At 76.4% G+C, this 9,611-nt stretch carries 12 protein-coding genes and 1 tRNA gene; 12 read left to right on the forward strand and 1 reads right to left on the reverse strand.

Going from position 1 to position 9,611, the window contains the following annotated elements; genetic code table 11:
• The 3 genes from GTR02_RS16190 to GTR02_RS16200 form a co-directional block, all read left to right on the forward strand.
• Positions 1-550 (forward strand): FtsB family cell division protein (locus tag GTR02_RS16190; RefSeq protein ID WP_166608530.1); only part of this gene is annotated, 550 nt, incomplete at its 5' end.
• A gap of 47 nt (positions 551-597) precedes the next feature.
• Positions 598-1,185, forward strand: coding sequence for a DUF501 domain-containing protein (locus GTR02_RS16195; protein ID WP_166608531.1), 588 nt, complete (start codon positions 598-600; stop codon positions 1,183-1,185).
• The gene (locus tag GTR02_RS16200; protein ID WP_166608532.1) at positions 1,182-2,132 is read left to right on the forward strand and encodes a Ppx/GppA phosphatase family protein; all 951 of its coding nucleotides are present in this window, start codon (positions 1,182-1,184) and stop codon (positions 2,130-2,132) included. The genes GTR02_RS16195 and GTR02_RS16200 overlap by 4 nt, the downstream gene beginning before the upstream one ends.
• A gap of 9 nt (positions 2,133-2,141) precedes the next feature.
• Here the strand turns inward: GTR02_RS16200 and GTR02_RS23345 are convergent, their stop codons facing one another.
• A complete protein-coding gene (locus tag GTR02_RS23345; RefSeq protein WP_338073863.1) occupies positions 2,142-2,525 on the reverse strand; it encodes an MmcQ/YjbR family DNA-binding protein in 384 nt (127 codons plus the stop codon).
• Positions 2,526-2,685: 160 nt separating this feature from the next.
• Here GTR02_RS23345 and GTR02_RS16210 point away from each other — a divergent pair, with 160 nt between their 5' ends.
• The 9 genes from GTR02_RS16210 (at position 2,686) to GTR02_RS16250 (ending at position 9,550) form a co-directional block, all read left to right on the forward strand.
• Entirely contained in the window at positions 2,686-3,129 is a 444-nt protein-coding gene (locus tag GTR02_RS16210; RefSeq protein ID WP_166608533.1) for an SRPBCC family protein, read from the forward strand.
• 130 nt (positions 3,130-3,259) lie between these two features.
• A complete protein-coding gene (locus tag GTR02_RS16215; protein WP_166608534.1) occupies positions 3,260-3,640 on the forward strand; it encodes a helix-turn-helix transcriptional regulator in 381 nt (126 codons plus the stop codon).
• Positions 3,637-4,503 carry an HAAS signaling domain-containing protein gene (locus tag GTR02_RS16220; protein ID WP_166608535.1) on the forward strand — a complete coding sequence of 289 codons (867 nt, stop codon included), beginning with the start codon at positions 3,637-3,639 and terminating at the stop codon, positions 4,501-4,503. The genes GTR02_RS16215 and GTR02_RS16220 overlap by 4 nt, the downstream gene beginning before the upstream one ends.
• A complete protein-coding gene (locus GTR02_RS16225; protein ID WP_166608536.1) occupies positions 4,500-5,354 on the forward strand; it encodes a uracil-DNA glycosylase family protein in 855 nt (284 codons plus the stop codon). The genes GTR02_RS16220 and GTR02_RS16225 overlap by 4 nt, the downstream gene beginning before the upstream one ends.
• Before the next feature lie 9 nt (positions 5,355-5,363).
• Positions 5,364-6,710 carry an NAD(P)/FAD-dependent oxidoreductase gene (locus GTR02_RS16230; RefSeq protein WP_166608537.1) on the forward strand — a complete coding sequence of 449 codons (1,347 nt, stop codon included), beginning with the start codon at positions 5,364-5,366 and terminating at the stop codon, positions 6,708-6,710.
• Between the two features lie 36 nt (positions 6,711-6,746).
• Positions 6,747-6,833, forward strand: a tRNA-Leu gene (locus tag GTR02_RS16235).
• A gap of 88 nt (positions 6,834-6,921) precedes the next feature.
• Positions 6,922-7,740 carry a Bax inhibitor-1/YccA family protein gene (locus GTR02_RS16240; RefSeq protein ID WP_166608538.1) on the forward strand — a complete coding sequence of 273 codons (819 nt, stop codon included), beginning with the start codon at positions 6,922-6,924 and terminating at the stop codon, positions 7,738-7,740.
• A gap of 101 nt (positions 7,741-7,841) precedes the next feature.
• On the forward strand, positions 7,842-8,114 hold the full coding sequence (locus GTR02_RS16245; protein WP_205709429.1) for a hypothetical protein: 273 nt from the start codon (positions 7,842-7,844) through the stop codon (positions 8,112-8,114).
• A 59-nt stretch (positions 8,115-8,173) separates the two neighbouring features.
• Positions 8,174-9,550: a cystathionine beta-synthase gene (locus tag GTR02_RS16250; RefSeq protein WP_166608539.1), complete on the forward strand. Its 1,377-nt coding sequence runs from the start codon at positions 8,174-8,176 to the stop codon at positions 9,548-9,550.
• Positions 9,551-9,611 lie beyond the last annotated feature (61 nt).

Genomic DNA, 9,611 nt, shown 5'->3' on the forward strand with positions numbered 1-9,611 from the left:
GGTGCGGCCCGCGGCCCGCCCGTCGGGCGCCCGGGCCTCCCGGCCGGCCTCGAGCCGTCCCTCGCCCGCCGCGCGGGGGCGCAGCTCGGCGTCGGTGTCGGCGGCCGAGCGGCGCCGCACGCGCGGTCCCCGCGCGCTCGTCCTGGCCGCCCTCGTCGTGGTGCTCGCGGTCTTCCTGGTCCCGAGCCTGCAGAAGTGGCTCGAGCAGCGGTCCGAGATCAGCCGGCTCGACGCGCAGATCTCCCAGCAGCGCGAGGACCTCGCGACCGCCCGCGCCGAGCAGCAGCGCTGGGCCGACCCCGACTACGTCCGCACCCAGGCCCGCGCCCGCCTCGGCTACGTCCTGCCGGGGGAGAAGGCCTACGTCGTCGAGGGTCCCTCCGACGCGGACCGGCTGGCCCCGGCCGAGGCGGCCGCGAGCCTGCCGCAGTCGTCGGCGGCCTGGTACGCCGACCTGTGGGAGTCCCTCCGGCTCGCCGGCCTGCCCGACCCCACCGCCGCCGCCACGGTGCAGCCCGTGCCGGCCCCCACGTCCCGGGACGGTCAGTGATCGACCAGCACGCCCAGCCCCCCGTCGGCGGCGCCACCCTCAGCGGGGTGCCCGTCGGCACCAGCACCAGCGCGGCGGTGACCGCCGCGGACCTCGACGCGGTCGCCGAGCTGCTCGGCCGGGTCCCGCGCGGGGTCGTCGGGATCGCGCACCGCTGCCGCTGCGGCCGGCCCGACGTGGTCGAGACGGCACCGCGGCTGCCCGACGGCACGCCCTTCCCGACGACGTACTACCTCGTGGACCCGTTCGCGGCGTCGGCGCTCAGCACGCTGGAGGCGTCGGGGCTGATGCGCCGCATGCAGGACCGGCTCGCGACCGATCCCGAGCTCGCGGCCGCCTACGCGGCGGCGCACGAGGACTACCTGGCCCGCCGGGCCCGCCTCGGGCGCGTCGAGGAGGTCGAGGGCATCTCGGCGGGCGGGATGCCGACCCGCGTGAAGTGCCTGCACGCCCTCGCCGGGCACGCCCTCGCCGCGGGCCCGGGCGTCCAGCCCTTCGGCGACGAGGCGCTCGCCCTGCTCGCGGCCGAGGGCGGCTGGCCCGCGACGTGCCCGCACGGCGACGCGGGCCCCGCCGCGGACGCGGGCGAGCCGCGGGGAGCGACCACGACGGACGAGCCGGCCGCCGGCGCGTGAGCGCGCGGCGCGTCGCGGCGCTCGACTGCGGCACCAACTCCCTGCGCCTGCTCGTCGCCGACGTGGACGCGGAGGCGGGCACCCTCGTGGAGGTCGAGCGGACCATGGCGGTCGTGCGCCTCGGTCAGGGCGTGGACGCGACCGGCGCCTTCGCCCCCGAGGCGCTGGCCCGGACGTTCGCGGCCGTCGAGACGGCCGCGGCCGCCTGCCGCCGCCACGGGGTGGACCCGGCGGCGACGCGCTTCGTCGCGACCTCCGCCTCCCGCGACGTCAGCAACCGGGCGGCCTTCGTCGAGGGCGTGCAGGCCCGGCTGGGCGTCGCGCCCGAGGTGGTCGCGGGGCACGAGGAGGCGGCGCTCTCCTTCGCGGGGGCCACCCGCGAGCTGCACGGCCGGCACCCCGACCCGTTCCTCGTCGTCGACCTCGGCGGCGGGTCCACCGAGCTCGTCCTCGGCGGCGCCCGGCTCGAGGCGGCCCGGTCGGTGGACGTCGGGTCGGTGCGCATGACGGAGCGGCACCTGCACGACGACCCGCCGACGCCGGCCCAGGTCGCCGCGGCCCGCGCCGACGTCGACGCGGTGCTCGCCGCGGTCGACGTCCCCCTCGAGCGGACCCGCACGCTCGTGGGCGTCGCGGGCTCCGTCACGACCGTCACCGCCGTCGCGCTCGGGCTCCCGGCGCACGTGCCCGGCGCGGTGCACGGGGTGGCCCTGCCGCTGGACGACGTGCGGGCCGCGTGCGACCGGCTGCTCGCCATGTCCCGCGCCGAGCGCGCGGCGCTGCCCGTCGTGCACCCCGGCCGCGTCGACGTCATCGGCGCCGGCGCCCTGGTGTGGCGGGCCGTCCTGGACCGCGTCGCCGCGCTGGCCGGGGTGGAGGAGGTGCTCACGAGCGAGCACGACATCCTCGACGGGACGGCCTTCTCCGTCGCCGCCCGGCTCGGCTGAGGCCGGGCGTCAGCCGCGGACGTCGCGGTCGGTCGGCAGCAGGGACCGCAGCTCGTCGGGCAGCGCGGAGCGCAGCCGCGCCGGGCAGGTGCGGAACCACGCGCCCATCAGGACCGAGTGCAGCTCGCCCGCGTCGACCGTGCGCAGGCGCACCGAGACCCAGCCGAAGCGGCCGACGTGCGAGGCGACGCCGTAGCTGACGGGGTCGCCCTCGACGAGCTCGGCCTGCTCCTGGCGGTCCGCCTTCACCGTCGCCGTCGGGTCGTCCTCGTCCGGCGGGAGGATCGCGAAGATCTTCTCCCGCACCCGGAACGTCGCGCTGCCCCAGGTCTCGCGCTCCTCGACGGCGGGCAGCTCCAGCGCCCAGGCCCGTAGCTCGGCAGGGGTCACCACGAGGTGATCCAAGCGCTTCCTGTGACGAAGCGCACCCGTGCGCGCCGCGCGGTGCCGGGGCCGGACCGCGTCCCGCTGGCACCCTGGGAAGGTCCGGTGCGTCACCGTCCGGACGATCCACCGATCGACGCGCCACCACGAGAACCCCGGGGGACCACCCATGAGCACGGTCAGCACGACGACGTCGCGGCGCATCGAGGCGCCCGCCGAGCGGGTCCTCGCCGCTCTCGCGGACTACCGCGGCACCCGGCCCCGCCTGCTGCCCGAGCACTTCACCGACTACGAGGTCGTCTCGGGCGGCCAGGGCGCCGGCACCGCCGTGCGCTGGCGGCTGCACGCCACCCGCACGCGGGTGCGCGACGTCCTCGCGGACGTGTCGGCCACGGACGCGCACGGCTTCACCGAGGCCGACCGCAACTCCTCGCTGCGCACGACGTGGCGCGTGGAGGCGGACGGCCCGGGCGCGAGCGAGGTCCTCGTGACCAATGAGTGGACCGGGGCGGGCGGCGTCGGCGGCTTCTTCGAGCGGACCTTCGCCCCGCGCGGCCTGGACCGCATCTACGGCGAGCTGCTGGACAACCTCGCGGTCGACGTCGCGCGCTGACGGGGGACCCGGGGCGGGCCGGCGCCGGGGCCTTGGCCCGCCCGACGCCCACTAGTGCGCATCACGCGGTACCGTGTCGTCGGCAGGTGCGGGAGGGGAGCGCCTGCCACCCGACGCGAGAGGGGGGGCCGTGGAACCGACGCAGCTGCTCAAGGGGGTCCTGGACCTCGCGGTGCTGGCCGTGGTGGCGCAGGAGGACGGCTACGGCTACGACGTCGTGCGCCGCCTGCGCGCCGGCGGTCTCGCCGAGGTGGGGGACGCCTCGGTGTACGGCACGTTGCGCCGGCTGTACGCGGCCGGGGCGCTGACGTCCTACGTGGTGCCCTCGGACGAGGGCCCGCACCGCAAGTACTACGGGATCAACGCGCAGGGGACGAAGGTGCTCGCCGAGCAGGGCGAGAGCTGGCGCAGCTTCGCCGCGGCGGTCGACCGCCTGCTCGCGGCGCCGGGGACCGCCCCGACCCGCGTGCTCCGCACCACCAGCCTGCTCGAGGACGAGGGGACCCGATGAGCGTGCCGACCGGACTGCGGTCCGTGGCCCAGTACGTCGACGCCGTCCGCGCGGCGCTGGACGACCTGCCCGCCGAGACCGTCGACGACCTCGTCGGTGGTCTGGAGGCCGACCTCGCCGAGTCCGTGGCGGAGTCGGTCGCCGAGTCCGGCGACGACGTCCGCCAGCGCTTCGGGCCGCCCGCGGTCTACGCCGCGGAGCTGCGCTCCGCCGCAGGGCTCCCCCCGCGCGGCCGGCGCGCCACCCCGGTCGCCGCGGTGCTGCGCCGCCAGTGGCCGGCCGTGCGCGACGGCCTCGTCGGGCTCCGCCCGGCCTGGTGGGTCGTGCGCGCGGCGCTGGTCGCCGGCGCCGCGTCGGTGACGCTCGGCGGCGGCTACGGCGGCACCGCGTCGTTCCTGGTGCTGCTCGTCCCGCTCACCGCCCTCAGCGTGTGGCTCGGGCGGGTGCGGATGCCCCGGCTGCTCGTGGTCGGCTTCGGCCTCGTCAACGCGGTCGGGGTCCTCGCCCTGCTCGTGGGGGTGAACGGCTACTGGGTCGACGCGCGCGAGGGCGGTGGCTCGGGGGACTGGACGCCGCCCGGGGTGAGCCTCGACGGCTACCCGATCGGGAACATCCAGCCCTACGACGCCCAGGGCGACCCGCTGACGGGCGTGCAGCTGTTCGACGAGCAGGGCCGGCCGCTGGACCTCTCGCCCGACCACCGGGTCCTGGTCCGCGACGACGGGTCCGTCCAGGAGCTGCGGCCCCAGGTCGACGCCACGGGCGAGCAGCGCTGGAACGTCTACCCCGTCCCGGGGCCGGCGGGGACTCCGGGTCCCGCGCCCACGGTCGCCCCGCTCCTGCAGCTGCAGCAGCAGCCGTGACGGAGCTCCCGCACCCGGCGACGGGGCAGCCCTTCGCCTCGCCCGTGCCGCCCGGCAGCGGCTGGCCGGGGGACCTCGCCGACGCGACGACACCCGTGGCGCACGACCCGGCGCAGGTCCGGGCGCTGGCCCGCTCCGCCCGGACCCCGGACGAGGTCGGGGCCCGCTCGAGCGTGTGCCGCGCGTGCCCCCGGCTCGTGGCCTGGCGCGAGCACGTCGCGCTCACGCGCCGGCGGATGTTCGCCCACGAGCCCTACTGGGGCCGGCCGATCGCCGGCCTGGGTGAGGAGCACCCGCGCGCGCTCGTCGTGGGCCTCGCGCCCGCGGCGCACGGCGGCAACCGCACGGGCCGCATGTTCACGGGGGACTCCTCGGGCGACTGGATCATCGGGGGCCTGCACCGCGCCGGCCTCGCCGGCCAGCCGACGTCGGTGCACGCGGCGGACGGCCTGCGGCTGCGGCACACGCGGATCGTCGCGCCCGTGCGGTGCGCGCCGCCGGACAACAAGCCCCTGCCGTCCGAGCGCGACGCCTGCACGGCGTGGCTGGACGCGGAGCTGCGGCTGGTCGCGGGCGACGTGCGGGTCCTGCTCGCGCTCGGGGCCTTCGCGTGGGCCTCGGCGCTGACCGCCGCGCGCCGGGCCGGCTGGGCCGTGCCCCGCCCGCAGCCCCGCTTCGGCCACGCGGCCGAGGCCGTGCTCGCCACCGGCGCGGGGCGCGACGTCGTCCTCGTCGGCAGCTACCACGTCAGCCGGCAGAACACCTCGACCGGACGGCTGACCCGGGCGATGCTCGACGACGTGCTGCGGCGCGTCGCGGACCTGGCGACCGCGGGCGCCCCCGCTCAGTAGGCTCGCGGCATGCCTCGCACCTCCTCCGCCCCGCGGATCCTCGTCGTCGGCGGCGGCTACGTCGGTCTCTGCACCACGATGCGGCTGCTCAAGGAGCTGAACCCCGGCGAGGCCGAGATCACGGTCGTCGAGCCGCGCGGCTACATGACCTACCAGCCGTTCCTGCCCGAGGCCGCGGCCGGCTCGATCGACGCCCGCAACGTGGTGGTCCCGCTGCGCCAGACCCTGCGCGGCGCCGAGGTCGTCGTGGGCGAGGTCGTCGCGATCCGCCACGCCGAGCGGTGGGCCCGGGTCAACCCCGTCGACGGCGAGGAGTACGACCTGCACTACGACGTCCTCGTGCTGGCCCCGGGCTCGGTGGCCCGCACGCTGCCGGTGCCGGGCGTCGCGGAGCGGGCGATCGGGTTCAAGACCGTCGAGGAGGCCGTGCACCTGCGCGACCGCGTCCTGCGCAACCTCGACCTCGCCGAGGCCAGCAAGGACGAGGCGTTCCGCCGTCGCGCGCTGACGTTCACCTTCGTCGGCGGCGGCTACGCGGGCATCGAGGCGCTCGCCGAGCTCGAGGACATGGCGCGCGACGCGACGCGGCTGTACCGGACCGTCCGCGCGAGCGACGTGCGGTTCGTGCTCGTCGAGGCCCTGGACCGGATCCTGCCCGAGGTCGGTCCCGAGATGGGCCGCTACGCCGTGGACGCCCTGCGCTCGCGGGGCATCGAGGTCAACCTGAGGACGACGCTGCAGTCGTGCGTGGGGGGGCTCGTGCAGCTCAGCGACGGGCAGGAGTTCGAGAGCGACACGATCGTCTGGACGGCCGGGGTCACGTCGCACCCCGTGCTGCAGCGCACCGACCTGCCGCTGGACGAGCGCCGGCGGCTGCTCTGCGGCGCGGACCTGCGGGTCGTGGACGCGGACGGCGAGGTCGTCGAGGGGGCCTGGGGGGCCGGCGACGCGTGCGCGGTCCCCGACCTGACCAAGCCGGGCGCCTTCTGCGCGCCCAACGCCCAGCACGCGGTCCGCCAGGCGCGCCGGCTCGCCGACAACCTCCTCGCCCTGCTGCGCGGGGGCCGGCCGCAGCCCTACCGGCACGCCTACGCGGGCTCGGTCGCCTCGCTGGGCCTGCACAAGGGCGTCGCGCAGGTCTACGGGATCAAGCTCACGGGCTACCCGGCGTGGTTCATGCACCGCGCCTACCACCTGTCGCGCGTGCCGACCACGAGCCGCAAGGTGGGGGTCCTGCTCGGCTGGGTGCAGGCGGCGCTGTTCCACCGCGAGGCCGTGTCGCTCGGCGCCCTGTCGCACCCCTACGCGGAGTTCGAGCGGGCTGCGGGGACGTCCCCCGGCCGCCCGAGGCCCTGATCGGGCCGATGATCCACCCCCTCGCGGGGGCCACCTGCCCGGGTGGCGTAACTGGCAGGCGCACGGGGCTTAAACCCCCGGGCCGTTCGCGGCGTGCGGGTTCGAGTCCCGTCCCGGGTACCACCGGCGGAGCAGTCCCCGCCGTCCGTCGGGAACGCGCGCGCCCCGTGCGGCGTTGACCCGGCAACGACACGATCCCCGGAGGGGAGTCATGGAAAGCAAGAACCCGGTCTTCGCGCGCAGCAACGAGTGGAAGGCGGGCTACGCGGGCTTCGACGCACCGTCGTCGGCCCGGCGCACCCCGCCCGCCGACGCCGACGCGCGCACCCTGGAGGACTGGTACCAGCGTCCGCCGGCGACGCCGTCGCAGGCGCGGCGGATGACCGTGGACGACGTCGTCGTGCGCACGGCCGGCTTCTTCGCCGTGCTGCTCGTCGGCGCGGGCGCGGCCTGGTACTCGAACCTCGGCTTCGGCGCGGCCATCGGGGCCGCCCTGATCGCCATGGTGCTGGGCATCTGGGCCCAGGTCTCCAAGAAGGTCCGCCCCGGCGTGATGTTCGCCTACGCGGGCCTCGAGGGCCTCTTCGTCGGCGCGATCAGCAACTACTACACGCAGGCGTTCGGCAACGGCATCGTCACGACCGCCGTGGTCGGCACGCTGTGCGCCTTCGGCGCGATGCTCGTGGCCTACAAGACCAAGGTCATCCGCGCGACGCCGAAGTTCGCCAAGGTCCTGCTCATCGCGGTCCTGGGCTACGTGGTCTTCGGCCTGGTCAACCTGGTCCTGTCGCTGACCGGCGTCGGCAACGTCTACGCGGGCGGCGGGATCCTCGCGGTCGGCGTCAGCGCGATCGGCGTCGTCCTGGCCTCGCTGTTCCTGGTCCTGGACTTCGACCACATCGAGCGCGGCGTCCGCAACGGCCTGCCGGTGCGGGAGTCCTGGCGCGCGGCCTTCGGGCTCACGGTCACCCTGGTGTGGCTGTACCTGGAGATCCTGCGTCTCGTCGCGATCCTGCGCGGCAACAACTGACGGACCGCCCGAGGCCACCGGAGCTCGGTGCGCCGGCCGACGAGGCCGCGCGCACCGAGCTCCGTCGCGTCCTGGGCCTGCTCGTCGACCGCGTCAAGGCCATGCCGCTGAGCCGGCTGGCGCGCGCGCCCGAGGACGGCGACGTGCCGCGCGCGGTCCTCGTGCACCGCACCGCGCAGGAGCTCGCGGACCTCGCCGCGGACGCGGAGGGCCGGCCGCGCCGCGCGGTGCCCGTCCTCGCGCTGCACGGCGCGGGGGACCAGCTCGCCGTCCTCGGGGCCGACGTCGTCGCTGCCGCCGCGGACGGCGCCGTGGACGCGGCCGGCGTGGCCCGGGCGCACGACGCGCTGACCGCCCTGCGCCGCGCCCTCTGACCGCGCGGTCGCCCGGTGGGGGCCGCGGGCGGCGGTGCGGGAGCTGAGAGGATGGCGCCATGCGCTACGCCGAGTCCGTCGTCGACCTCGTGGGCGGTACGCCCCTCGTCAAGCTGCAGAGGGTCACCGCGGGCCTGGCCTGCACCGTCCTGGCGAAGGTCGAGTACCTCAACCCCGGTGGCTCCGTGAAGGACCGCGTCGCGACCCGCATGGTCGAGGCGGCCGAGGCCGAGGGGCTGCTGAAGCCCGGCGGGACGATCGTCGAGCCCACCAGCGGCAACACGGGCGTCGGCCTCGCGCTCGTCGCCCAGCGGCGCGGCTACCGCTGCGTGTTCGTCTGCCCCGACAAGGTCGGAGCCGACAAGCGCAACGTGCTCAAGGCCTACGGCGCCGAGGTCGTGGTCTGCCCGACCGCCGTGCCGCCCGAGGACCCGATGTCGTACTACTCGGTGTCCGACCGCCTGGCGCGCGAGATCGAGGGCGCCTGGAAGCCGAACCAGTACGCCAACCCGCACGGTCCCCGCAGCCACTACGAGACGACGGGCCCCGAGATCTGGGCGGACACCGACGGCCGGGTCACCCACTTCGTCACGGGCGTCGGCACGGGCGGCACCATCACCGGCACGGGCCGCTACCTCAAGGAGCGGGGGCCGGTCCGGGTGATCGGCGCCGACCCCGAGGGCTCGGTGTACTCCGGGGGCACCGGACGGCCCTACCTGGTCGAGGGCGTGGGCGAGGACTTCTGGCCGTCGGCGTACGACCCGACCGTCCCCGACGAGATCATCGCGGTCTCCGACGCGGACTCCTTCCTCATGACGCGCCGGCTGGCGCGCGAGGAGGGCCTGCTCGTCGGCGGGTCGTGCGGCATGGCGGTCGTCGCCGCGCTGCGCGCCGCGGAGCACCTCGGCCCCGACGACGTCGTCGTCGTGCTGCTGCCCGACGGCGGCCGCGGCTACCTCGGCAAGATCTTCAACGACGACTGGATGGCGTCGTACGGCTTCCTCGACAGCGCCGACGGCGGCACCGCGGGCGACGTGCTGCGGCAGAAGTCGGCGGGGCTCCCCGCGCTGGTGCACACCCACCCGACCGAGACCGTGCACGACGTCATCGAGATCATGCGCGAGTACGGCGTCTCGCAGCTGCCCGTCGTCGGGGCCGAGCCGCCCGTCATGGCCGGTGAGATCGCCGGTGCCGTGACCGAGCGGGAGCTGCTGGACGCGGTGTTCTCCGGCACGGCGAAGATGTCCGACGCGGTCAGCGCCCACATGGGCCCGGCCCTGCCGCTCGTGGGCGCGGGGCAGTCGGTCGAGGAGGCGCGCACCGTCTTCTCCACGGCCGACGCCGCCGTGGTCGTCGAGGACGGCAAGCCCGTGGGCGTGATCACGCGCCACGACCTGCTGGCCTACGTCGCGACCCACGGCGCCGCCGCCCGCTGACCGGCGCGGCCCCCGCCCGGCTCCCCGGCCCCGCGGTGGCGCAGACGCTCTCGAGCAGGAC

It is taken from the genome of Kineococcus siccus, assembly GCF_009906795.1.
Classification (GTDB): Bacteria; Actinomycetota; Actinomycetes; order Actinomycetales; family Kineococcaceae; genus Kineococcus; species Kineococcus siccus.

Coding starts and splice junctions, on each gene's coding strand:
- GTR02_RS16210 (WP_166608533.1), top strand. CDS start 2,686: ATGAGCACGGTCAGCACGACGACGTCGCGGCGCATCGAGGCGCCCGCC.
- GTR02_RS16220 (WP_166608535.1), top strand. CDS start 3,637: ATGAGCGTGCCGACCGGACTGCGGTCCGTGGCCCAGTACGTCGACGCC.
- GTR02_RS16230 (WP_166608537.1), top strand. CDS start 5,364: ATGCCTCGCACCTCCTCCGCCCCGCGGATCCTCGTCGTCGGCGGCGGC.
- GTR02_RS16240 (WP_166608538.1), top strand. CDS start 6,922: ATGGAAAGCAAGAACCCGGTCTTCGCGCGCAGCAACGAGTGGAAGGCG.
- GTR02_RS16245 (WP_205709429.1), top strand. CDS start 7,842: ATGCCGCTGAGCCGGCTGGCGCGCGCGCCCGAGGACGGCGACGTGCCG.
- GTR02_RS16250 (WP_166608539.1), top strand. CDS start 8,174: ATGCGCTACGCCGAGTCCGTCGTCGACCTCGTGGGCGGTACGCCCCTC.